This is a genomic window from Nonomuraea sp. ZG12, from assembly GCF_052068115.1.
GTDB lineage: Bacteria > Actinomycetota > Actinomycetes > Streptosporangiales > Streptosporangiaceae > Nonomuraea.
Genome location: NZ_JBQHCW010000003.1, coordinates 333,988 through 356,515, shown reverse-complemented (window position 1 = coordinate 356,515; position 22,528 = coordinate 333,988). Strand labels below are relative to the sequence as shown.

Genomic DNA, 22,528 nt, shown 5'->3' with positions numbered 1-22,528 from the left:
TTAGGATTGTAAGGTTCTCTAACCTCACTTGTAGCGCAATTCCCGGCGATCTCCCAGTCCATGGTCACGACGCATAGAGTTCTTCTGTGCCAGGCGAACAGGTCGACGACACCGGGGCGGTCGTGCCGGTCCCCGAGACGGTGACGCGCGTCGTGTCCCTCGTGCCGTCGCTGACGGAGTCGGTGGCCGCGACGCTCCCCGGCGCTCTCGTGGGCGTCACCGACTGGTGCTCGCACCCCGCCGACCTGGACGTCACCCGGGTCAAGGGCACCAAGAACCCCGACCTCGACCTGATCAGGCGGCTGCGCCCGGACGTCGTCCTGGCCAACGCCGAGGAGAACCGCGCCCCCGACATCGAGGCGCTGCGCGCGGCGGGCGTCCCCGTCTGGGTGACCAGGATCGAGACCCTGGACCAGGCCTTCGCCTCCCTGGCCCGGATGTTCGCCGTGGCCTGCCGCGCAGGCCGTCCCGGCTGGCTCGACCGGGCCGAGGAGAGCTGGCGGGCGCCGTACGAAGGGCCGAGAAGGAGCGCGGTCATCCCCATCTGGCGGCGTCCGTGGATGGTGGTGGGCCGCGACACCTTCACCGGCGACGTGCTCGCCAGGCTGGGCGTGGACAACCTCTACGCCGGCCACCCCGACCGCTACCCGAAGATCCCGCTGCCGGAGCTGGTGGCGGCCCGCCCGGACCTGGTGGTGCTGCCCGACGAGCCCTACGCCTTCACCGCCACCGACGGCCCGGAGTCGTTCCCCGGCCTGCCCTGCGCGCTGGTGAGCGGGCGGCTGCTCACGTGGTACGGCCCCTCGCTCACCACCGCCAGGGCCGGGCTGGAGGCCGCGCTGTCAGCCGGCCGCGCCGGTCCTGGCCCGTCCTCGTGACGGGGCGAGCTCGGCCAGGGCCGCGTCGACGGCCGCCGGCGACAGGACGTGCTCCATGACGGCGACGGCCGTCCCCACGATGCCCGCCCGGTCGCCCAGCGAGCTCGGGACGATCTCCAGGTTGCGGGTGGTGTACGGCAGGCTCCGGCGGTAGACGCTCTCCCTGATGCCCGTCAGATAGTGCTCTCCCGTCGCCGCCATGTCACCGGCCAGCACCAGCACGCCCGGGTTGAGCAGGCTGACCGCCGTGGCCAGCACGATGCCCAGCGTGCGGCCGCCCTCCTGGGTGCGCGCGATGGCGGCGGGGTCTCCCGCGTGCACCAGGCGGACCACGTCGCGGCTGCTGCTCCGGCCCAGGTCCGCGGCCATGGCGGAGCCGCTCGCCAGCGAGGCCACGCAGCCGCGCGAGCCGCAGGTGCACACGCGGTCGTCGGCCTCGTGCAGGCGGACGTGGCCGATGTTGCCCGCGGCCTCCTCCACACCCCGGTAGACGCGCCCGCCCAGCACGATGCCGGTGCCGATGCCGGTGGACACCTTGATCAGGATGAGCGACTCGCAGTGGCGCCAGCCGGACCACCACTCGCCCAGCGCCATCGCGTTGGCGTCGTTCTCCACCAGGATCGGCACGTCGAACCGCTCCCGCAGCAACTCCCGGATCGGGTGGTCGTCCCACCCGGGCATCAGGAACGACCTGATGACCCGGCCCGTCGTGTGGTCCACCGAGCCGGGCAGGTCCAGGCCGATGCCGCACACCTGGCCGGCGGTCCGGCCGGCGCGGTCGAGCAGCCGCTGGAAGGCCTGGCCCACCCAGGACAGGACGGCCTCGGGGCCGAGCTCGATGCGCATCTCGGTGTGCTCCTCGGCCATCGGCCGGGCCGCGAGGTCGGTGAGCGCCACCCGGGCGTGGCTGGCCCCCAGGTCGGCCACCAGCACCAGGCGGCTGGTGGCGTCGATGTCGAGCACCGAGGGCGGCCGCCCGCCGCCGGAGGTCCCGACGCCGGACTCGTGGATGAACCCGGCCTCGATCAGCCGGTCCACCCGGTCGGTGATGGTCGACCGGGACAGACCGGTGTACTCGATCAGTTCTCTGCGTGTCGGGCAGGAGCCGTCGCGGATGAGCTGGAGGACCTGCCCTGCCGTCAGCATGGTCTATCCCTTCTCCGCCCCTGCGGTGAGGCCCTCCGTCAGCAGTCTCTCGCCGGCGAAGAACACGATCACGATGGGCAGTGTCAGAACCACGGATCCCGCCATGAGAACCGTTGTCGGGATCTCGATGCTGCCTGCCAGCTGTGAGAGTCCCAGGGAAACGGTCCAGCTGTCCCGCTTTTCCACCAGGAAGAGCAGAGCGAACAGGAACTCGTTCCAAGCGATCATGAACGCGTACAGTCCGGTCGCCATGAGCGCGGGCTTGGACAGCGGCAGCACCACCCGCCAGATCGTCGACAGGCGGCTGCAACCGTCGATCGCGGCGGCCTCCTCCACGCTCTGCGGCACCGTTTCGAAGTAGTTGCGGAGCATGTATACCGTGACGGGCACGGTCTGCGCGATGTACACCAGGATCAGGCCGGTCAGCGACCCGCGCAGCCCCAGCATCGTGAACAGCACGAAGAGCGGGATGGCCAGCACGATGGCCGGGAACAGGTAGACGGCCAGGAACAGGAAGTGCACCTGCCGGCGGCCGAAGAAGCGCAGCCGCGCGACCGCGTACGCGCCGGGGATCGAGATCAGCAGCGTGACCGCGACCGAGACGACCGCGACGATCGCGCTGTTGCGCATGAAGGTCAGAAAGCCCTGCCGGCCCAGCACGTTCGTGTACGTGTCCAAGGTGAAGTTCCGCGGCCACAGCGAGCCGGGCTCCAGGATGAGCTCCTGGATGTCGCGGAAGGACAGCATCACCATGTAGTAGAGCGGGAACGCGGTGATCAGGAAGAGGACGGCGATCACCAGCGGCCTGAGCACGCTGAACAGGGCCCGCTCGAACCTATCCCTGGTCACGGTCGCCTCCAGCGAAGAACTTGAGATAGACGACCAGGAACACGACCAGCACGGCCGCGAGCACGATGGCCTGCGCGGCCGAGGCGCCGATGTCGTCGCGGGCGGTCAGGAAGTTGTAGACGCGCACGCTGACCACCTCCGTGCCGGCGCCGCCGCCGGTCAGCAGATAGACGTCGTCGAACTTGGTGAAGGTGAACACGAACCGCAGCACCGCCAGCAGCGCGATGATCCGCCACAGCTGCGGCATGATCACGTAGCGGAAGCGCTGCGTCGGCGTCGCCCCGTCCACCACCGCGGCCTCGTCCAGCTCGGCGGGCAGCGCCTGGATCCTGGCCAGGATGAACAGGAAGGCGAAGGGGAAGTACCGCCACGCCTCGAACGCGATCACGGTGAGCAGCGCCACCGGCACCTCGACGCCGAGGAAGGTGCCCCTGGCCTGGGTGAGGAAGGCGATCGGCTCGCGCAGCCAGGTGTTCACGATGCCGTACTGGGGGCTCAGCATCGTCTCCCACAGGAACGTCACCGCCACCACCGGCGCCACGTACGGGATCAGGATCGAGGCCCTGACCAGGGTCCTGCCCCTGAACCTGTCGCGCAGGGCCAGCGCGGCGACCAGCCCGATCACGATCGACAGCCCGGTGCCCGCCACGGTGTAGATCAGGGTGTTGACCAGGGCCGTCCAGAATCCCGGCTCGGCCAGCACGTACGTGAAGTTCTCCAGCGTGTAGCCGCCGAAGAGCCCCACCTGGCGGATGTTGATCAACCGTACGTCCTGGAACGCCAGCATGATCGCCCACAGGAGCGGCAGCACCACCACGACCAGCGTGATGGTCAGGGTCGGCGAGATCAGCGCCAGCCCGGCCCGGCCCTCCTGCTCGCGCAGGGTCTGCCCGCGTACGGTCTGCCCGCGCGGGGTCCGCCCGCGCTTCACTCGCGGATCCCGCGCTTGATGGTCTCCACCTCGGTCTTGGCCTGGGTGGCCGCGGCCTGGGCGGTGAGTGAGCCGTTCACGATGGCGCTCAGCGCCGTGGGCACCGGCAGCTCGCCCATGGTGGCGCCGACGAGCTTGCCCTGGCCCTGCGGAATGCCCCAGCGCCCGAACGTGTCGGGGCTGGTGCGCAGCGCGTCGAGCACCTCGGCCGGGTAGACGTCGGCCAGCGGCTTCTTGGTGTCGACGCCCGCCGGCAGCCGGTCCCACTTGTCCGCGTACCCCTTGCGGGTGGGGAACTTGCCCTCGGGCGCCATCCCGATCCACCGCTCGTAGCCCTCGTTCATCATGTAGGAGACGAACCGGGTGGCCGGGTCGGTGGCGGAGTCCCGCATGATCGCCCAGGAGACGATCTCGCCGTACTGCGCGGGCGCGCTGCCGTCAGGGCCCTTCAGCGCGGTGACGACTCCGGTGTTCTTGGCCAGCCATTCAGGATCGTCCCGGCATTCGGGGCAGCTGGGCAGGGCGTCCTTGCGCAGCCCGGCCAGCTCGTCCAGGACGAACGACGACCAGATCATCATCGCGGCCTTGCCGGAGAAGTAGGTGGCCCTGGTGGAGTCGACGTCCTGCATGCCCTTGACCGAGTGGTCCCTGGCCAGGCCGGCGTAGAAGTCGAACGCGCTGACGCACGGGGGTGAGTCGAGGGTGACGTTGCCGGCGTCGTCCACCAGTTGGCAGCCGTTGGCCAGTGCGATGTGCTCGAAGCTCTGCGCGGTGAAGGCGTCCTTCGGCGCGACCGCCAGCGTGATGCCCGCGGTGCCGCCGGTGTTCAGCTTCGCGGCCGCGGCCTGCAGCGCTTCGTAGGTGTCGGGCGGCTGTAGCCCGGCCCGCTCGAACAGGTCCTTGCGGTAGAGGATGAGCTGCGCCCATCCGTCGCTGGGCACGGCCAGCAGCTTGCCTTCGGAGCTGTCGAGCTCCAGGGCCCGCGCCGAGAACGTGTCCCGCCCGAGCCGATCGACGATCCTGCCGGCGGTCTCGGTGTCGAGCAGGTCGTTGGCCTCCAGCTCACGGACCGAGGCGAGGGGAAGCGCCCCGATCACGTCGGGCAGGTCGCCCGCCGCGGCGGCGGAGGTGATCACCTGGCTGAATTGGTCCTCGGCCACTCCGACGAGGTCGACCTTGACCCCGGTCTTCTGGGTGAACTCGGCGATGATCTGTTTCTGGACGGCCATCCGGTCTTCGAGGTTCTCCTCGGTCCAGACGGTGATCCGGTCGGTGGCCTGCTCGCTGTCGTCGCCACAGGCCGCCAGGCAGGTCGCGGCGAGCAGTGCGGCGGAGAGGACGGCGGTTACCCGCTTCGGCATGGCACGCTCCTCTGTACGGGGATACGCCCGCACGTACCCCCGGACGAGACGGCTCAACGTGGAGTAAGTGAGACCAGCCTTGACGTGGTCACGCCGGTCACTGCTTTCACCTGCGCCTCATGCGCCGGGCGTGGAATGTTCAGGTGGCCGGGCGCGCAGGCAAAGCGGGGGTCTGCTCTTCGCGAAGGATGTCGCGTTAGGAATCTAAGCGTATGACCTGGTGTTGTATGCCGGGTAAGGTGCCTTTCCAGAAGACACACCGTCTGAACCCCCATTTTCGTCAGGAGACTCGACGGAAGTCGTAGACTTACGAGTGTTCCGGGCGCAACTATGGTTTGCCAACAACCCGTAATTGATCGACTTTTGTTTGATCAAAAGGCATAAGTGTGGGAAATGCGCGTCATCACCTTTCAAGAGCCAGGCCTTGTCTCTGTCAGCCTGGAACAGCCCGCCGAGCTCGTCGCGGGCAGCGTGCGCGTGCGCACTCTGTTCTCGGGCGTCTCCGCGGGCACCGAGTTGACGGCCTATCGGGGGACCAATCCCTATCTCAACCGCAAGTGGGACACCGAGCAGCGCCTCTTCCTCGACGGCAACACCCACGCTTATCCGCTCAGCGGCTGGGGCTACCAAGAGGTCGGTGAGGTGGTGGAGGCGGCGCCCGACGTCGCCGACCCGCCCGTCGGCAGCCTCGTCTGGGGCATCTGGGGCCACCGGGCCGAAGCCGTCGTCCCGGCCGCCAAGCTCGTCGGTCATGTGCTGCCACCGGGCGCCGACCCGATCACCGGCGTCTTCGCCCGCGTCGGCGCCATCGCGCTGAACGCCGTGCACGCCGCCGACATCCATCTCGGCGACCAGGTCGCCGTCTTCGGTCAGGGCGTCATCGGCCTGCTCGCCACCCGCCTGGCCGTGCTGAGCGGCGCGCGGGTGGTCGCCGCCGACGCCATCCCGGCCCGGCTGGAGCTCGCCAGGAGGTACGGCGCCGCCGAGACGTTCGACGTCCGGTCCGGCTCGGTCGCCGAGTTCACCCGCAAGCGGATCGAGGGCGCCGACACCGTCATCGAGCTGAGCGGCAGCAACCTCGGCCTGCACGAGGCCATCAGGACCGTCCGCAAAGGCGGCCGGGTCGTGGCCGCCGGCTTCTACCAGGGTGACGGCATCGGGCTGCGCCTCGGCGAGGAGTTCCACCACAACCAGGTGCAGCTCGTCTCCTCCCAGATCGGCGGGGTCGCCTCCTGGCTCGCCCACCGCTGGGACGTCGAGCGTCTGCAGCGCACCTTCATGGAGGTCGTGCACCGAGGTGACATCGACGTCACCGATCTGATCAGCCACGTCGTCCCCGTGGACGACGCCGCCGCCGCCTTCGAGTTGATCGACAAGCACCCGTCCGAGGTGCTCCAGCTCGTCTTCACCTTCGAGGAGTCACAGTGAAGCTCGCCGCCCAGGAGCAGCTCCTGCCCGGCCGGTCCCTGCAGGAGAAGTTCGCGTTCGCGATCGAGGCCGGGTTCGACGCCATCGAGCTGCGCGGGAAGGGCGACTTCCACTTCGCGGGCCGCCTGACCGAGCTCAAGCGGGCGTTGGCCGACGGCGTCGTGATGCCGACCGTGTGCGTGGACATGCCGCACTTCATCGGCGACTTCGACCCGGCCAAGCGGACGGACGCGATCCAGCAGCTCAGGTCGCAGCTCTCGGTCATCGGCGAGCTCGGCGGCGTCGGCGTGATGACCCCGGCCTCGTGGGGCCAGTTCTCCCTGCGGCTGCCGCCGTTCGTCCCGCCGCGCAGCGCCCAGGAGGACCGCGAGGTGCTGGCCGAGGCGCTGGGCATCCTCGGCGAGCACGCGCAGCGCAACGGCGTGCTGATCATGCTGGAGCCGCTCAACCGCTACGAGAACCACATGGTCAACACCCTGGCCGACGCGGTCTCCTACTGCGCCATGGACTCGATCCGGATCGTCGGCGACACCTACCACATGAACATCGAGGAGGACGATCCCTGCCGCTCGCTGATCGAGGCCGCCCCCTACCTCGCGCACATGCAGATCAGCGAGTCCAACCGCAACCAGCCGGGCACCGGCCACCTCGACTGGGGCGCGCAGCTCGCCACCCTCGACGCCGTCGGCTACGAGGGCTACCTGGCGCTCGAATGCCGCCTGCGCGGTGAGCCCGAGATCGTTCTTCCCCAGACGGCCGCCTTCATCAGGAAGTTCCTATGATCCTCCGCGATGCGGTGCGTGTACTGATCGACAACTGGGACGGCGGACACACGGTCCCCTCGCGCAGGCTCTATCCCCATCAGTGGAGCTGGGACTCCGCCTTCATCGCCATCGGCAACGCCCACCTGTCGCCCAGGCGGGCCAGGACCGAGCTGCTGTCGCTGTTCGGGGCGCAGTGGAGCGACGGCAGGGTGCCGCACATCGTCTTCAACCCGGTGGTGCCCGAGGGGGCCTACTTCCCGGGGCCGGAGTTCTGGCAGGCGCGCTCGCCCTCCGGCGCGGCGACCTCCGGCATCGTGCAGCCGCCGGTGCACGCGCTGGCCGCGTGGCGGGTCCACCAGGCCGAGCCCGACCTGGCCTTCCTGCGCAGGATCTATCCCCGGCTGGTGGCGCAGCAGGAGTTCCTGCGCACCGCCAGGCGCTCGCCGGAGGGGCTGATCTCGATCGTGCACCCCTGGGAGTCGGGCATGGACAACAGCCCCGCCTGGGACCGGCCGCTCGCCGCCGTCGAGACGGGCGCCACCGGTTACCGCCGCAGGGATCTGACCCATGTCAGCGCCGAGGAGCGGCCCACCGACCGCGACTACGAGCGCTACACCGCGCTGGCCCGCGCCTACCGCGACTCCGGCTACCGCCAGGCGGGCGAGTTCCACGTCGAGGACCCGCTGTTCAACGCCGCCTACGGGATGGCCGAGCTGGCGCTGGCCGACATCGCCGCCGCGTGCGGCCTGGATCCCGAGCCACACCGCGCCGAAGCCGCCGCGATCACCGCCGCGATGGTCGAGCACCTCTACGACGACGGCCTCTTCCAGCCCCGCGACGTGCGCACCGGCAACCTGATCCGCTCCAGCAGCGCCGCCGGCCTGGTCCCGCTCATCCTGCCCGGCCTCCCGCGCGAGATCGCGCACGCGCTGATCGGCACCGGGCTCGACCGCTTCGCCCTCAAGGACGCGGTGCTGCCGAGCTTCGCTCCCGCCGCCCCGCAGTTCGACCCGGTCCGCTACTGGCGCGGGCCGAGCTGGATCAACCTCACCTGGCTGGTCTGGCAGGGGCTCAAGGACCGCCGCGCCGACCTGGCCGCCTCGCTCGCCGACAACATGATCAAGGCGGTGGTGCGGTCCGGGTTCCGCGAGTACTTCGACCCCATCACGCTGCAGGGGCACGGATCGCGCGACTTCAGCTGGTCAGCCGCCCTCATCCTCGACGTGGTGGCTGAGCACGGCCTGCACGGCGTGCCGTCGGCGGCTCGCGAGGTCGGCCAGCAGGCGGGGAGCTTCGGCAAAGCCGGCGACCTCGGTGATCACGTGCCGGCGTAGCAGGTCGCCACGCTGCCTGAGCAGGCCGATCGTCTCGTGGGACAGGCGTTCCCTGTCCCACGCGTGCGCCAGCCCGCGCGGCACCCGGCCGATCTGGGCGCAGCGCAGCGACAGCCCGTTGTGGTGAAACTCCTCGCCCAGCCGCACCTCGTCCGCGCCCTTCGTGTAGAAGGCCAGGTCGATCGCGGTGCCCTGCGGTCGCAGCAGCTTCAACGCCAGAGCCAGCGCCCGCGCCTGGCCCCGGCACTGGAACACCACGTCGGCGCCCCGGTCGTTGGGCCCGTGCCGCCAGCGCCGCTTCAGCTCCACGGCCGGGTCCTCGTCGGCGGCCAGCACGTTCGCGCCGAGCGCCGCGGCGACGGCGAGCCGGTCGGGGGTCTCGTCCACGACCACGACCTCCGCCGCGTCGTACGACAGGGCGAACGACGCCGTCAGCAGCCCGACCACGCCCGCGCCCATCACCACGACCCGCCGCCCCCGCACGCCGTCGCCCAGCTCCCGGACGTTGGGCCCGTGCAGGTCGGCGGCGGCGTGCAGCAGGCCGTTGGCGCAGATCGGGCCCATGTGGGCCACGTAGATGCCGAGCATCGGGTCCAGGTCGTCCGGTAGCTCCACGAAGCGGTCCTGCAGGGGGTCGGCCACATAGCCGGTGCGGTGCCCGTAGGCCATCGCGACCGTGGCGCCCTCGCGCACCGCCCGGGTGCGGGTCTCGACCACCGTGCCGACCTGCATGTATCCGATGCCGCGCACGGGATAGGCCACCGAGGGCGTGCCCTGCCGGAACAGGCCGAGCGCGGGGTCCCAGGTGGAGGTCAGGTAGGGATTGTCCCCCTTGACGTAGGTGAGCTCGGTGCCGGCCGAGATCCCGCTGTGCCCGGTCTCGACCCGGAACCCGCCGTCGGGCACCTCGACCAGCTTGTCCTCGACCAGCGTCACCTCGCCGGGCGCCTCGATGCTCAGCATTGCGCCCATGACTGGGCCCATGGACTTGCCGTACGCCCTGTCCGTGTGGCCACCGTGGTCACCCATCGAGCATCACCGGCTCCCGCTGTCGTGCCGACCGCGCCAGCGCGAGCGCCAGCCGGTGTGTCTTCAGGGCCTCCCGGTACGGGGCCCGCACGTCGGCTTCTCTACCCTGTACGGCGTCCACGAACGTGCGATCGACCATCGTCTTGGCCTTGCCGCCGTCCTGGACCTGCCGCTCGCCGTCCACGACCAGCTCCGTCTCGGTCAGGTCGAGCGCGATGCCCTCGGCGTGCACCTCCAGCCCCACCCGATGCTTGTGGCGCAGGAGGCAGGTGGTGGCCAGCAGCCCGGTCGCCCCGTCCGTGAAGCGCATCACCGCCGCCGTGGCGTGGTCGATCTCGCCGTTCACCGGGCTCTCGGCGGGCACGGCGTGCACCATGCTCACCTCGCCCACCAGCAGTCTCGCCAGATCGAGGACGTGGACCGCCTGCTCGACGGTCTGGCCGCCGGACATCATGGGGTCCAGCCACCACCCGACCGGGGGGACCTTGTCCAGCCAGTGGCCCAGGGCCAGGCGCACCGGCCGGTCGGCCAGCAGCTCCCGCGCCTGGTCGAGAATGTCGAGATAACGCCAGTGGTGACCGACGGCGGACGGCAGGCCGCGCCGGTCGATCTCGTCGGCGATCTTCTCCGCGGTCCCCAGATCAAGTGAGAGCGGCTTCTCCACAAAAATAGGGATATCGCAGGCCAAGATATCGAGCTCTGGATTACCGTGCGCGAATGGAGGCACACAGACGTAAACGGCATCCAGACCGCCGGCCTCCAGCAGGTCGGTGTGGCTTCCGTAAGCGGGGGAGTCGTGCTTCGACGCCAGTGTTTCGGCCCGGCGCGGATCTGTGTCCGCGATTCCGGCGATCTTAACATCGCCGAAACCAGACAGGACCTCAGCGTGCCTCGCGGCGACATTACCGGCACCTACCATGCCGATACGGGTAGTGGGGATCATAACCCGGCATATCCCACGGTCAGCAGAAAACAAACAACCATGTTCGAAGGCGCATGGATAGGGCAGATGTCGCCGACCGTGACCTGAAAAGATCGGGGATGACTGCATGGAGACAGATCTTCGCGCCTTGGCAAGGGTCCGGGAGTGGTACGGGCCGCATTCGAGCACGGCCGGGGATTGGCCGCTCGACGCCCTGCTCCCAGCCAAGGGGACGACCACGGTGAGCGTCGTGCTGCCGGCGCGTGACGAGGAGTCGACAGTCGGCGACATCGTCACCGTGATCCGCCGTGACCTCGTGGAGCGGACACCGCTCGTGGACGAGATCATCGTCGTTGATTCCAACTCCACCGACGCGACCGCGGTCAGAGCGGCCGCGGCGGGAGCGCGGGTGGTGGCGCAGCGAGCGGTGTTTCCCCAGCTCCCGCCCTTGACCGGCAAGGGCGAGGCGCTGTGGAAGGGGCTGGCCGCGTCCAGCGGGGACATCGTCGTCTTCGTGGACGCCGACCTGCGCAACTTCGGCTCCCACTTCGTCTCCGGTCTCCTCGGGCCGCTGCTTCTGGACAGGAACATCAAGTTCGTCAAAGCCGCCTACGAACGGCCTTTCACCGGTGCGGACGGCGTGGTCAGGCGCGGTGACGGCGGGCGCGTCACCGAGCTGGTCGCCAGGCCGCTGCTCAACATGTTCTGGCCGGAACTGTCCGGCTTCGCGCAGCCGCTCGGGGGTGAGTACGCCGCCCGCCGGGAGACGCTGGAGCGGGTGCCGTTCGTCACCGAGTACGGCGTGGAGTTCGGGCTCCTGGTCGACCTCCTGCACCTGATCGGGCTCGATGCCATGGCGCAGGTCGACCTCGGCTCCCGTACGCACAGCCACCAGTCGGTGGCCGCGCTCGGCCGCATGGCGGGGCAGATCATGGCCACCGCGTGGTCCCGGCTGGAGCGCCAGGGGCGCGTCCTCACCTCGGAGCCCCCCTCCCACACGCTGCTGCAGTTCGGGCTCGAAGGGCAGGCCGATCTGGTGGACGTGGCCGTGGCAGAGCGGCCTCCGCTGGCCTCCCTCGTACTGGAGGAGGATGTGGCATGAACGTCCTGGTGAACGCGGGACCGTGGCTGGCGGTCCCGCCCCCTGGCTACGGCGGCATCGAGAACGTGGTCGCCACGCTCGTCCCGGCCCTGCGCGAACGCGGGGTGCGGATCATCCTGGCCTCGGTGGGGTCGAGCACCCTCGACGTGGACGAGCTGATCAGCGTCTTCGAGCAGGGGCAGTTCGCCCACCTGCAGAAGCCGTACAACCAGGTGATGGGCATCTCGCACGCCCACCAGGCGCGGGTGGCCGCGGAGCTGCGCCGTCGCGACGACATCGACCTGGTCCACGACCACCTGGAGGTCGTCGGGCCCGCCGTGCTGTCGGCCCTGGACGGCCCGCCCGTGCTGCACACCCTGCACTGGGACCTGCGCAAGCACGCCGCCTTCTACCGGTCGTTCCCGCAGTCGATCGCGGTCAACGGCGTCTCGCACTCCCAGCTCGCCCGCGCGCCCAGGGCGGTGCAGGACGTCGCGCTCGGCGCGGTGCACCTGGCGACCCCGCTGGCCGACCGTGACCTGCGGGTCGAGCGGGGCGAGCACCTGGTGGTGATGGGCCGGGTCTGCGGGCTCAAGGGCCAGCACGTGGCCGCCAGGGTCTGCCAGAAGCTCGGTCTGCCGCTGGTGCTGGCCGGCCCGGTGAGCGGCCTCAACACCCCCGCCGAGCTGGACGTCGTGGCCCAGGACCCCTACCATCCGCTGCACGGCCACGCCGACGTCCGCTACTACCTGGACCACCTCGGCGCCTACCTCGACGGCGACCTCATCGCGTGGGCCGGCTCCCTGGGCGGCGACGAGCGCGACACCCTCTACGGCTCGGCCCGCGCGGCCCTGTTCCCCATCCAATGGGACGAGCCGGGCGGCACGGCCGTGGTGGAGGCGATGGCGCTCGGCGTGCCGCCGGTCGCCCTGCGCCGGGGCTGCATGCCCGAGATCATCGACCACGGCCGCACCGGCTTCCTCGCCGACACCGAGGAGGAGCTGGCGGAGTGGGTCCTGCGGGTGGACGAGCTCGACCCCGAGGAGTGCCGCCGCGAGGCCCGCGTCCGCTTCTCCCCGGCGGTGATGGCCGACCGTTATCTGGAGCTGTACGACCAGGCGGTCAGGCGCGGCCGCTAGGCCGGCCGCCGTCCCAGAACGGAGGTCGTCAGGCGAAGCCGCGTGGCAGCACGGCGACGGGGCACGGTGAGGCGCGCAGCAGTTTCATCGCCTGCTCGCCGATGAACACCCGGTGCGGCTGCGCGTCCTCGCTGGCCGCGCAGACCAGCAGCTCGCCGGGCAGCCACTCGGCCGCGGCCACCGCGGCGGCCACGTCATGCCCCTCGGCGACCTCCGCCTCGGCCTCGATGCCGGTGTCCTCCCACGCCTGCCGGACGGCCAGGGCGAGATCGTCCCTGAGCCGTCCCCGGTCCTCGGTCCGCAGGTCGAAGGTGATCAGCCGGAGCGGCACGCCCAGCCGGAGCGCGGCCTGCGCCACCTGCTCGACGGCGGTGTCGCACTGCGGGCGGTGCACGTAGGCGAGCGTGAGCCGGGTGGGGCCGTCAGGCGGCACGTAGCCGGCGGGCGTCAGCATCACCGCCTCCGGTGACAGGTGCAGCAGGTGGTCGGTGGTGCTGCCGAGCTGGATGCGGCCGTGCGGCCCGCCGTCCGCCGACCCGGCCACCACGAGGTCCGCCCTGATCCGGCTGGCCAGCACCGCCAGCCCGCGACCGGCGCCCCTGCTCTCGAACGCCATGAACTCGGCCGGCACGTCCTCCAGCCGGACCGCCGCGTTGGCCAGGCCCGCCTGCGCCTCGACCGCCAGGCCGGGACTGCCCGGCGGGTAGATCGACACCACCGTGAGGTCGCCGCCGGTGATGCGGGTGATGGCGGCGCCCAGGGCGAGAGCGTCCCGCCCGCCCGCGTCGTCGGTGTAGCCGACGATCACCTGCCCTCCGATCACGAGAGCCTCCATACCCGGTCCGAGGTGGGGATACGCAGCCTTCCTCGGGGACATGAAGGCAGTAATCATCCGAAAGGCCGAGGTGTCGACGAAGATCCACTCGTAAGGTTCTGTCCATCGGCTGTTAACAGATTGGACACCCGTTGTACCGCGACATCGTCGACTTCGCTCTCACCACGCCCGCATGGCTGCACACGCTCGCCGAGGTCGGCACCGACGCCGGGCTGTTCCTCTTCGCGGCGCTGTTCGTGCTGACGTGGTGGCGGGCGAGGAACGCCCCGCCCCGCGACCTGGCACTCGCCATCGCCGGGCCGGCCGGGATCGTGTGCGCGTACGTCAGCAGCGAGATCGTGAAGATCCTCATCCGGGAGGAGCGGCCGTGCCGGGACGGGGTCGCGACCATCGCCGCCTGCCCGCCCGTGGGCGACTGGTCGTTCCCGAGCAACCATTCGGTGATCGCCGTCGGCGCCGCCGCGACGCTCGTCCTGATCTGGCGCACCCTGGCCTGGGTGGTGCTCCCGCTGGCCGCGGTCATGGCGTTCTCGCGGGTCTTCGTCGGCGTGCACTACCCGCACGACGTGGCCGCCGGGGCGCTGATCGGCCTGGTGCTCGCGCCGCTGTTCACGCTCCTGCTGGTCGGCGCCGTCACGCCGGTCGTCCGGCTGCTCCGCGCCCGCCTGTCAGTCGCTCAGCGGGCGTAGGTCGTCAGGCCGACCACTCGTGCCGGCCGAGGAACCCGCGCTCGCCCGTGGCGTACTCCTGGAAGGCCCGTTGCACCTCGTCGAGCTCGGCCACCTCGGTCCTGATGAGGTCCGTCTCCTTGTATTCGAGCTCGTAACCGGGCGAGACCTGGATGAAGTGCTGCCCGAAGTTCACCAGGGCGACGAACGGGTTCTGCGGTGACAGGGTGGCCAGCACGTCATGCACCAGGCCCAGATCGGGGTCGTGCACGATCAGGCCGTCACCGGTGTGCAGCTGCATCCCCTGGTGGACGCCGAGCGGCGCGACGTTGTGCACGAGATCGCGCTGCGGGTCGTAACAGGCCACTCCGTGCGCGCGGGCGACCGTGAACACCTGGCCGGACAGCTCGTCCATCGAGTCCAGGTCCATCGCCACCAGCACCTGATCGTGGTAGACGGTGACGAGTCCGGGCAGCTCCTTGGCGATGTCCGGCAGTTGCCCGGCGACGGGCTCGGTCTTCTTGACCTCCAGGTAGGCGGCTCGCGCCTGGTCCCTGGAGATCGGCGCGGGCTCGTTCCAGACCATCAACTCAACGCTCACCCGTCCATCTTGTCGAACCGGTGCCGCATCTGCGTAGGTAGTGGCCGGAAGAACGCGAAACCCTCGTCCCACCAGACCTTCACCCGCGTGGCGCTCCAAGCCCACCGATCCTGCCAAGTACGGACATGGGCGGGCTAAGGCGGGCTAGGGCGTGGCCGGGGTCTCCGAGCCGGGGACCAGCTCGACCGTGCAGTACATGCAGCGGCGCGCCTCCACCGGCACGTCGCTGATGCACTCCGGGCACTGCTTCGTCGTGGCGGCCTTGTTCCGGTCGAGCAGCGCGAGCAGCCGGGTCATCGGTGTGACGACCAGCCAGTAGATCACCGCCGCGATGATCAGGAAGGTGATCAGGTGGTTGAGGAAGTCGCCGTACTTGAACTCACTGCCGTTGACGGTGAAGGAGTACTCGGCGAAGTCCGGCTGCCGCCCGCCGGTGACGGCGCCGATCAGCGGCGTCACCAGGTCGGTGACCAGCGCCTGCACGAGCCCGCTGAACGTGGCCCCGATGATCACGGCGACGGCCAGCTCGACGATGTTGCCGCGCAGAATGAAGTTCTTGAATCCACCCATGGCACCGCAATATAGCCGGTCAAGAGACGGTCAAACCTTGTCCTGGGACGCGGGCGTACGCCAGGGCGGTTAGCCGCTCGCGACGGGGTACAGAGTGATCGGCGCGAGGCGCGGGGAAGGTAAGAGGTTGCCGCTGGGCGGGGCGGACGAAACCGGGGTTGTCCGGTGGAGCGAGAGGACACACCATGGGAAAGACCGTGAGGGAGCTTCGATGATCGAAGTGTGGCCGGGAGACCCGTACCCACTCGGGGCGACCTACGACGGCGCGGGCACGAACTTCTCGCTCTACACCGAGGTGGCGCACTCCGTGGAGCTGTGCCTGTTCGACGAGGACAACTGGGAATCGCGGGTGCCGCTCACCGAGGTGGACGGCTTCATCTGGCACGGCTACCTGCCCGGCATCGGCCCCGGGCAGCGCTACGGCTACCGCGTCCACGGCCCCTACGAGCCGGCCCGCGGGCTGCGGTGCAACCCGGCCAAGCTGCTGCTCGACCCGTACGCGATGGCGATCGAGGGCGGTGTCGACTGGCACGAGGCGGTGTACGGCTACCGCTTCGGCTCACCCGACACCCGCAACGACATGGACTCGGCCCCCTACGTGCCGCGCTCGATCGTGATCAACCCGTTCTTCGGCTGGGGGCACGACCGGCCGCCCGCGACGCCGTACCACGACACGGTGATCTACGAGGCGCACGTGCGCGGCCTGACGATCAGCCACCCCAAGATCCCCAAGCACCTGCGCGGCACGTACGCCGCGCTCGGCCACCCGGAGATCCTCGACCACCTCACCAAGCTCGGCGTGACGGCGCTGGAGCTGATGCCGGTGCACCAGTTCGTCACCGACCACATCCTGGAGCAGCGCGGCCTGTCCAACTACTGGGGCTACAACTCCATCGGCTTCTTCGCCCCGCACAACCGCTACTCCAGCCAGGGCCAGCGTGGCGGGCAGGTGCTGGAGTTCAAGGCGATGGTGCGGGCGCTGCACGAGGCGGGCATCGAGGTCATCCTCGACGTCGTCTACAACCACACCGCCGAGGGCAACCATCTGGGGCCGACGCTCGGCTTCCGTGGCATCGACAACCCTGACTACTACCGGCTGGTCAACGGCGACAAGCGCTACTACATGGACACCACGGGCACCGGCAACAGCCTGCTCATGCGGTCTCCGCACGTCCTTCAGATGATCATGGATTCGCTGCGCTACTGGGTCATCGAGATGCACGTCGACGGCTTCCGCTTCGACCTGGCCTCGACGCTGGCCCGCGAGCTGCACGAGGTCGACCGGCTGAGCTCCTTCTTCGACCTGGTCCAGCAGGACCCGGTGCTGTCGCAGGTCAAGCTCATCGCCGAGCCATGGGACGTGGGCCCCGGCGGCTACCAGGTCGGCAACTTCCCGTCCCGGTGGACCGAGTGGAACGGCCGCTACCGCGACACCATCCGTGACCTGTGGCGCGGCCAGGCGGCCACGCTGCCCGAGTTCGGCTCCCGGTTCACCGGGTCGAGCGACCTCTACCAGGACGACAGCCGCCGCCCCGCCGCCTCGATCAACTTCGTCACCTGCCACGACGGCTTCACCCTGCAGGACCTCGTCTCGTACGACCACAAGCACAACGAGGCGAACAAGGAGAACAACCGCGACGGCACCGACGACAACCGGTCCTGGAACTGCGGCGAGGAAGGCCCGGCGGGCTGGGCCATCGAGTCGCTGCGCGAGCAGCAGAAGCGCAACTTCCTCACCACGCTCTTCCTGTCGCAGGGCGTGCCGATGCTCTCGCACGGCGACGAGCTGGGCCGCACCCAGCAGGGCAACAACAACGGCTACTGCCAGGACAACGCGCTGACCTGGGTGGACTGGTCGGACGTCCGGGAGAACTGGCTGCTGCTGGAGTTCACGCAGAGCCTGGCCGCGCTGCGCAAGAAGCATCCGGTCTTCCGGCGCAGGAGGTTCTTCTACGGCAAGCCGGTGCGTGGCCTGAGCGACATCGCCTGGCTGACGCCCTCCGGGGAGGAGATGGCCGACAGCGACTGGACCGTCGGCTACGCCAAGTCGCTGGCCGTCTTCCTCAACGGCGACGCCATCACCGAGCCCGACCGTCGGGGCAGGCCGATCCGCGACGACTCGTTCCTGCTGCTGTTCAACGCCCACCACGACACCATCAAGTTCACGATCCCGAAGGATTACGGCGAGATGTGGCAGACCGAGATCGACACCGCCATGCCGATCGGGCTGGACGTGCGGATGTGCCGGGCAGGAGAGGGCGTGGACGTGCCCGGACGCAGCGTGCGGGTGCTGCGCCGTGTCTAGGCCCACCTCGACCTACCGACTGCAACTCACCCCCGACTTCGGCTTCGCCCAGGTGGCGGAGGCCGCCGGCTACCTGCGCGAGCTGGGCGTCAGCCACCTCTACCTGTCGCCGATCCTGCAGGCGACCCCCGGATCCCGGCACGGCTACGACGTCACCGACCACTCCAGGATCCGGGAGGAGTTCGGCGGCGCCCAGGGCTTCCGCGAGATGGCCGAGCGGCTCGCCACGCTCGATCTGGGCGTCATCCTCGACCTCGTCCCCAACCACATGAACACCGAGAACGCCCAGTTCTGGTCGGTGCTTCAGCACGGCCGGGACTCGCCGTACGCGAGCTGGTTCGACATCGACTGGGACGGCGGGACCGTGGCGCTGCCCGTGCTGGGCGACGACACCGAGCCGGTGGTCGACGGCGACCTGCTGCGCTACCACGAGCACGCCTTCCCCCACCCCGGCCACTACCGGCTCGTCGACTGGCGCGAAGGGCCCGGCTACCGGCGCTTCTTCGACGTCTCCACACTGATCGGGGTGCGGGTCGAGGATCCGGCGGTGTTCTTCGCCACGCACGAGGTGATCTTCTGGCTGCTCGACGAGGGGCTGGCCGACGGGCTGCGGATCGACCACCCCGACGGCCTGGCCGACCCGCGCGGCTACCTGGACCGGCTGCGCGCCAGGTCCGGCGGCGTGTGGACGGTCGTGGAGAAGATCCTCATCGGCGACGAACGGCTGCCGGACGACTGGGCCTGCGACGGCACCACCGGCTACGAAGTGCTCAACCGGGTCAACGGGCTGTTCGTCGACCCGGAGGGCAAGACGCCGCTCGTCGAGCTGTTCACCCGGCTGACCGGCGAGCGGGACGACTACCTGCCCGTGGTCATGCGGGCCAAGCACGAGGTCATCGACCTGTTCTTCGGCGCCGAGGTCCGGCGGCTGGCCCACGCGGCCGCCTGCGCCCCGGAGGTGGTCGCCGAGCTGCTGGCCGCGATGCCGGTCTACCGGGCCTACGTGGTGCCCGGCGAGCCGCCGCCGCCCGAGGCCGTCGAGATCGTCGAACGGGCCGCCGCCACCTGCTCTCCCGCCGTCCGGCCGCTCGTCCAGCAGGTCCTGTACGGCTCCGCCGAGGTGATCACCCGGTTCCAGCAGGCCTGTGGGCCGGTCATGGCCAAAGGGGTGGAGGACACCGCGCTGTACCGGTGGTTCCCCCTGTCGTGCCTGAACGAGGTGGGGGGCGAGCCTGACCGGTTCGGGACCTCGGTGGAGGAGTTCCACCAGTTCTGCGCGGAGATGCGGCCGGACTCGATGACCACGCTGTCCACCCACGACACCAAACGGTCGGAGGACGTACGGGCCCGGCTGGCCGTGCTGTCGGAGCTGCCGGAGGAGTGGGCCGAGGCCGTGTCTCAGTGGGAGGCGGAGCTCGGCTTCGACCCCCACCTCGACTACCTCGCATGGCAGAACCTCATGGCCGCCTGGCCGATCTCCGCCGAGCGGTTCGCCGCCTACCTGCTCAAGGCGGCGCGCGAGGCCAAGACCGCCACCTCCTGGATCCGCCCCGATCCCGGCTACGAGCAGCGACTGCGCGACTTCGCCGAGGCCGCCGTCCGGCTGCCGGTGGGCCGCTTCACCGAGCGGATAGACGGCTTCGCCAGGTCCAACTCGCTGAGCGCCAAGCTCGTCCAGCTGATGATGCCGGGGGTGCCGGACGTCTACCAGGGCAATGAGATGACCGATTTCTCCCTGGTCGATCCGGACAACCGGCGTCCCGTCACCTTCCCGCGCACGCCCGCGTCCGACTGGGACCGGGTCAAGTTCCAGGTCACCGGCCAGGCGCTGCGGCTGCGCCGACGCCTCGGCCCCGCCGCGCCGTACACACCGTTGCAGGCCCAGGGGCAGGCGGCGGAGCACGTGATCGCCTTCGCGCGCGGCGAGGGCGGCGGGCCGCAGGCCGTCGCGATCGCCACCCGTCTGCCCGCCCGCCTGGCCGGCAGCGGATGGGGGGACACCACGCTGGCGCTGCCCCCGGGACACTGGCGCGACCTGCTCGGCGGCGGCCTGTACACCGGGCGGACCCCCCTGGCTCACCTGCTCGGCATGCATCCCGTCGCACTCCTGGAGAGACATGATCTTTGAGGTGTGGGCACCCACGGCCACGGCGGTCGAGGTCGACGTCCCCGGCGGCCGGCGGCCGATGTCCGCGAGCCAGGACGGCTGGTGGTCCGCCGACGTGCCCGAAGCCGGGCACGGCACCAGGTACGGCTTCGTGCTCGACGGAGACGGCCCCTACCCCGACCCCCGCTCCCGCTGGCAGCCCGAGGGCGTCTTCGGGCCCAGCGCGGTGTACGACGACGCCCGCTTCACCTGGGCCGACCACGACTGGAAGGGGCGCGACCTGCGGGGCGGCGTCATCTACGAGCTGCACATCGGCACCTTCACCCCCGAGGGGACGTTCGAGGCCGCCGCCGGGAAGCTCCAGCACCTGACCGAGCTGGGCGCCGACTTCGTGGAGATCATGCCGGTCGCGCCGGTGCCCGGCACCCGCAACTGGGGCTACGACGGCGTCGACCTCTACGCCGTCAACCACACCTACGGCGGTCCCGACGGGCTCAAGACCCTCGTCGACGCCTGCCATCGGGCCGGTCTCGGCGTCATCCTCGACGTCGTCTACAACCACCTGGGACCGTCGGGCAACTTCCTGCACCCGTACGGGCCGTACTTCTCCGGATTCGCCGGCAGCTACTGGGGCGAGGCGGTCAACCTCGACGGGCCGGGGTCCGACGTGGTGCGCCGCTACTTCATCGACAACGCCCTGCAGTGGCTGCGCGACTACCACATCGACGGGCTGCGCCTGGACGCCGTGCACGCGCTGCACGACCGCCGCGCCACCCACCTGCTGGCCGAGCTGTCCGACGAGGTCGACGCGCTGTCCTGTGCGGTCGGCAGGCCGCTGACGCTGATCGCCGAATCCGACCTGAACGACCCCCGCATGGTGCGCTCGCGCGACGCCGACGGGCTCGGCATGACCGCCCAGTGGAACGACGACGCCCACCACGCGCTGCACACCGCCGTCAGCGGCGAGCACCACGGCTACTACGCCGACTTCGCCGGCCTGCCCGCCCTGGCCAAGGTGCTGACCTCGGGCGTCCTGCACGACGGGAGCCGTTCGAGCTTCCGCGACCGCGCGCACGGACGGCCCTTCACCGGTGTGCCCGGCCACCGGCTGGTCGCGTGCCTGCAGAACCACGACCAGATCGGCAACCGGCCCATGGGCGACCGGTTGCCGATGCCCGAGCTCAAGCTCGGCGCCGGACTGCTGCTCACCTCGCCGTTCACGCCCATGCTGTTCATGGGGGAGGAGTGGGGGGCCGGGACGCCGTTCCTGTTCTTCTCCGACCACGTCGAGCCGGAGCTGCGCGACAGCGAGGGCGGGCGCCGGCAGCGCGAGTTCGAGGGCTTCGGCTACGCCTGGGAGGCGCCCGACCCGTCGGAGGAGGAGACCTTCCTACGCTCCAAGCTCGACTGGGACGAGCTGAAGGAGGAGGGGCACTGGTCGCTGCTGTGCTGGTACCGCGACCTGACGGCCCTGCGCAAGGCCCTGCCGGAGCTGTCCGACCCCCGCCTGGACCGGGTCCGGGTCGACTGCGACCCGGACGACCGGTGGCTGGTCATGTGGCGGGGGGCGCTGGCGGTGTCGGTGAACTTCTCGCCGGAGTCCGTGACCTTGCCGGTCCCGCTGGGAGCGGTGCTGCTCGCCTCCGACGAGAACGTGTCCGCACGGCCGGAGGGCACGCGGTTGCCGGGCCAGTCCCTGGTGATCCACCGCCCCTGACCGGTTTGTCAGGCGACGACCGCGAGCAGGGTCGTCATGGCGCTGGTGAGCTCCGGGTCACCACTCACCCGCGCACGCTCGCGAGCCTGCTCGACGGTGACACCCCTGGTCGCGAGCCGCCAGAAGGTGTCCTGATCCATCGAGACACGCGCCGCCGGCTCTCCTGCCGGCGTCGCCATCCGCCACCTGCCGTCCTCCCGGGCAGCGCTCCACTGCCCGCCCGCGGGCCCGAGCACCTCCAGGCGGACCGTCGTGCCCTCCGGACGGTCGAGCGCTCTCATGGCGTACGGCAGCGCCCGCGCGAAGAGCTCCAGCACCGGTGCCATGAGGTCCGGCTCGGTCGCTCCGGGAAGGGAGACGGCGTCGCGCACCTGCTGCTGGTGGACCCAGAACTCGGTGTACTCACGGCCGATGTCCAGCCAGGTGGGGCTGTCGAGGTCCATGGCCGCCCAGGACACGTTCAGGTCGGCGGGCGCCTCCAGGTCGCGTGCCGCCCAGACGGCGTCCAGCCGCGGCCCCAGGTGCTCCAGCAGCTCGATCAGCAACCGGGGGCTGAGCTGGCGACTCGCCCGGACGAACTCGTCGTTGGTACGGGTGAGATAGGCGGGAAGCGTCTCGTCATTGGCGAAGACGGCGCCGCCGTACCCGTCGCGGCTGCCTGACAGGCGGCGCATGTAGTCGTTGAGGACATGACCGGCGACGTCGTGCACATCCCAGCCTGGACAGACCGTGGATCTGGCCCAGTCTGCCGGGTCAAGGCCGCGTAGCAGGTCGAGCATGGCCTCCCGCTCGCGCGGGAACAAGGGGCGGACGTCTATGGCCGAGCCGAAAATCTTCATGGCTCCATTGTGGACAACCCTCCG

General features: G+C 70.1%; 20 protein-coding genes and 1 pseudogene. 11 read left to right on the top strand and 10 right to left on the bottom strand.

The features are described 5' to 3' along the window. The first annotated feature begins 86 nt into the window (after positions 1-86). Positions 87-878, top strand: a complete 792-nt coding sequence (locus tag ACTMTF_RS13540) for a helical backbone metal receptor (protein ID WP_441110898.1) — start codon at positions 87-89, stop codon at positions 876-878. Here the strand turns inward: ACTMTF_RS13540 and ACTMTF_RS13535 are convergent. From ACTMTF_RS13535 to ACTMTF_RS13520, 4 genes are read right to left on the bottom strand one after another with little or no spacing between them, the layout of a single operon-like run. Continuing rightward, entirely contained in the window at positions 843-2,024 is a 1,182-nt protein-coding gene (locus tag ACTMTF_RS13535; RefSeq protein ID WP_397010414.1) for an ROK family transcriptional regulator, read from the bottom strand. The two genes, ACTMTF_RS13540 and ACTMTF_RS13535, sit on opposite strands and share 36 nt — an antisense overlap. Positions 2,025-2,027: 3 nt before the next feature. Then, a complete protein-coding gene (locus tag ACTMTF_RS13530; RefSeq protein ID WP_441110897.1) occupies positions 2,028-2,873 on the bottom strand; it encodes a carbohydrate ABC transporter permease in 846 nt (281 codons plus the stop codon). Then, positions 2,860-3,804 (bottom strand): carbohydrate ABC transporter permease, encoded by a 945-nt coding sequence (locus ACTMTF_RS13525; RefSeq protein WP_441110896.1) that lies wholly within the window; start codon positions 3,802-3,804, stop codon positions 2,860-2,862. The genes ACTMTF_RS13530 and ACTMTF_RS13525 overlap by 14 nt, the downstream gene beginning before the upstream one ends. Further along, a complete protein-coding gene (locus tag ACTMTF_RS13520; RefSeq protein ID WP_441110895.1) occupies positions 3,801-5,165 on the bottom strand; it encodes an ABC transporter substrate-binding protein in 1,365 nt (454 codons plus the stop codon). The genes ACTMTF_RS13525 and ACTMTF_RS13520 overlap by 4 nt, the downstream gene beginning before the upstream one ends. A 477-nt stretch (positions 5,166-5,642) precedes the next feature. Between ACTMTF_RS13520 and ACTMTF_RS13515 the strand changes: the two genes are divergently transcribed. The 3 genes and pseudogenes from ACTMTF_RS13515 to ACTMTF_RS13505 form a co-directional block, all read left to right on the top strand. Beyond that, positions 5,643-6,593, top strand: coding sequence for a zinc-dependent alcohol dehydrogenase (locus ACTMTF_RS13515; RefSeq protein WP_441110894.1), 951 nt, complete (start codon positions 5,643-5,645; stop codon positions 6,591-6,593). After that, positions 6,590-7,375 (top strand): sugar phosphate isomerase/epimerase family protein, encoded by a 786-nt coding sequence (locus tag ACTMTF_RS13510; RefSeq protein ID WP_441110893.1) that lies wholly within the window; start codon positions 6,590-6,592, stop codon positions 7,373-7,375. The genes ACTMTF_RS13515 and ACTMTF_RS13510 overlap by 4 nt, the downstream gene beginning before the upstream one ends. Continuing rightward, positions 7,372-8,550 (top strand): annotated as a pseudogene (locus ACTMTF_RS13505) (MGH1-like glycoside hydrolase domain-containing protein); the annotation flags it as partial. The gene ACTMTF_RS13510 and the pseudogene ACTMTF_RS13505, both read left to right, overlap by 4 nt. A 9-nt stretch (positions 8,551-8,559) precedes the next feature. Here ACTMTF_RS13505 and ACTMTF_RS13500 read toward each other — a convergent pair. Together ACTMTF_RS13500 and ACTMTF_RS13495 are read right to left on the bottom strand one after the other, a co-directional pair. Further along, positions 8,560-9,663, bottom strand: a complete 1,104-nt coding sequence (locus ACTMTF_RS13500; protein ID WP_441110892.1) for a zinc-dependent alcohol dehydrogenase — start codon at positions 9,661-9,663, stop codon at positions 8,560-8,562. A 49-nt stretch (positions 9,664-9,712) separates the two neighbouring features. Beyond that, the gene (locus tag ACTMTF_RS13495; RefSeq protein ID WP_441111033.1) at positions 9,713-10,597 is read right to left on the bottom strand and encodes a Gfo/Idh/MocA family protein; all 885 of its coding nucleotides are present in this window, start codon (positions 10,595-10,597) and stop codon (positions 9,713-9,715) included. On the opposite strand from ACTMTF_RS13495, the gene ACTMTF_RS13490 reads away from it, so the two are divergent. The 3 genes from ACTMTF_RS13490 to ACTMTF_RS13480 are packed head-to-tail and all read left to right on the top strand — an operon-like array spanning position 10,517 to position 12,862. Beyond that, a complete protein-coding gene (locus tag ACTMTF_RS13490; protein ID WP_441111037.1) occupies positions 10,517-10,750 on the top strand; it encodes a hypothetical protein in 234 nt (77 codons plus the stop codon). The genes ACTMTF_RS13495 and ACTMTF_RS13490 overlap by 81 nt on opposite strands. A 19-nt stretch (positions 10,751-10,769) precedes the next feature. Further along, positions 10,770-11,744 (top strand): glucosyl-3-phosphoglycerate synthase, encoded by a 975-nt coding sequence (locus tag ACTMTF_RS13485; protein ID WP_441110891.1) that lies wholly within the window; start codon positions 10,770-10,772, stop codon positions 11,742-11,744. Continuing rightward, entirely contained in the window at positions 11,741-12,862 is a 1,122-nt protein-coding gene (locus ACTMTF_RS13480; RefSeq protein ID WP_397010398.1) for a glycosyltransferase, read from the top strand. Before ACTMTF_RS13485 ends, ACTMTF_RS13480 begins: the two co-directional genes overlap by 4 nt. Before the next feature lie 28 nt (positions 12,863-12,890). Here ACTMTF_RS13480 and ACTMTF_RS13475 read toward each other — a convergent pair whose 3' ends face one another. Further along, on the bottom strand, positions 12,891-13,685 hold the full coding sequence (locus ACTMTF_RS13475; RefSeq protein ID WP_441110890.1) for a universal stress protein: 795 nt from the start codon (positions 13,683-13,685) through the stop codon (positions 12,891-12,893). Between the two features lie 143 nt (positions 13,686-13,828). Between ACTMTF_RS13475 and ACTMTF_RS13470 the strand changes: the two genes are divergently transcribed. Then, on the top strand, positions 13,829-14,386 hold the full coding sequence (locus ACTMTF_RS13470; protein WP_441110889.1) for a phosphatase PAP2 family protein: 558 nt from the start codon (positions 13,829-13,831) through the stop codon (positions 14,384-14,386). A gap of 4 nt (positions 14,387-14,390) precedes the next feature. On the opposite strand, the gene ACTMTF_RS13465 is transcribed toward ACTMTF_RS13470, so the two are convergent. Continuing rightward, positions 14,391-14,966, bottom strand: coding sequence for a hypothetical protein (locus ACTMTF_RS13465; RefSeq protein WP_397010392.1), 576 nt, complete (start codon positions 14,964-14,966; stop codon positions 14,391-14,393). A 144-nt stretch (positions 14,967-15,110) separates the two neighbouring features. Continuing rightward, positions 15,111-15,536 (bottom strand): large conductance mechanosensitive channel protein MscL, encoded by a 426-nt coding sequence (mscL, locus tag ACTMTF_RS13460; RefSeq protein ID WP_441110888.1) that lies wholly within the window; start codon positions 15,534-15,536, stop codon positions 15,111-15,113. 211 nt (positions 15,537-15,747) lie between these two features. Between mscL and glgX the strand changes: the two genes are divergently transcribed. The 3 genes from glgX to treZ are packed head-to-tail and all read left to right on the top strand — an operon-like array spanning position 15,748 to position 21,665. After that, positions 15,748-17,841, top strand: a complete 2,094-nt coding sequence (gene glgX / locus ACTMTF_RS13455; protein ID WP_441110887.1) for a glycogen debranching protein GlgX — start codon at positions 15,748-15,750, stop codon at positions 17,839-17,841. After that, the gene (treY, locus tag ACTMTF_RS13450) at positions 17,834-19,969 is read left to right on the top strand and encodes a malto-oligosyltrehalose synthase (RefSeq protein WP_441110886.1); all 2,136 of its coding nucleotides are present in this window, start codon (positions 17,834-17,836) and stop codon (positions 19,967-19,969) included. Before glgX ends, treY begins: the two co-directional genes overlap by 8 nt. Then, on the top strand, positions 19,959-21,665 hold the full coding sequence (gene treZ, locus ACTMTF_RS13445) for a malto-oligosyltrehalose trehalohydrolase (RefSeq protein ID WP_441110885.1): 1,707 nt from the start codon (positions 19,959-19,961) through the stop codon (positions 21,663-21,665). The genes treY and treZ overlap by 11 nt, the downstream gene beginning before the upstream one ends. Positions 21,666-21,673: 8 nt before the next feature. On the opposite strand, the gene ACTMTF_RS13440 is transcribed toward treZ, so the two are convergent. After that, a complete protein-coding gene (locus tag ACTMTF_RS13440) occupies positions 21,674-22,504 on the bottom strand; it encodes a maleylpyruvate isomerase family mycothiol-dependent enzyme (protein WP_441110884.1) in 831 nt (276 codons plus the stop codon). Positions 22,505-22,528: the final 24 nt, after the last annotated feature.

What these genes read in the sequence shown, in the direction of transcription:
- ACTMTF_RS13535 (WP_397010414.1), bottom strand. Translation starts at nt 2,024, where the DNA reads ATGCTGACGGCAGGGCAGGTCCTCCAGCTCATCCGCGACGGCTCCTGC.
- ACTMTF_RS13520 (WP_441110895.1), bottom strand. Translation starts at nt 5,165, where the DNA reads ATGCCGAAGCGGGTAACCGCCGTCCTCTCCGCCGCACTGCTCGCCGCG.
- ACTMTF_RS13500 (WP_441110892.1), bottom strand. Translation starts at nt 9,663, where the DNA reads ATGGGCGCAATGCTGAGCATCGAGGCGCCCGGCGAGGTGACGCTGGTC.
- ACTMTF_RS13485 (WP_441110891.1), top strand. Translation starts at nt 10,770, where the DNA reads ATGGAGACAGATCTTCGCGCCTTGGCAAGGGTCCGGGAGTGGTACGGG.
- ACTMTF_RS13480 (WP_397010398.1), top strand. Translation starts at nt 11,741, where the DNA reads ATGAACGTCCTGGTGAACGCGGGACCGTGGCTGGCGGTCCCGCCCCCT.
- mscL (WP_441110888.1), bottom strand. Translation starts at nt 15,536, where the DNA reads ATGGGTGGATTCAAGAACTTCATTCTGCGCGGCAACATCGTCGAGCTG.
- glgX (WP_441110887.1), top strand. Translation starts at nt 15,748, where the DNA reads ATGATCGAAGTGTGGCCGGGAGACCCGTACCCACTCGGGGCGACCTAC.
- treZ (WP_441110885.1), top strand. Translation starts at nt 19,959, where the DNA reads ATGATCTTTGAGGTGTGGGCACCCACGGCCACGGCGGTCGAGGTCGAC.
- ACTMTF_RS13440 (WP_441110884.1), bottom strand. Translation starts at nt 22,504, where the DNA reads ATGAAGATTTTCGGCTCGGCCATAGACGTCCGCCCCTTGTTCCCGCGC.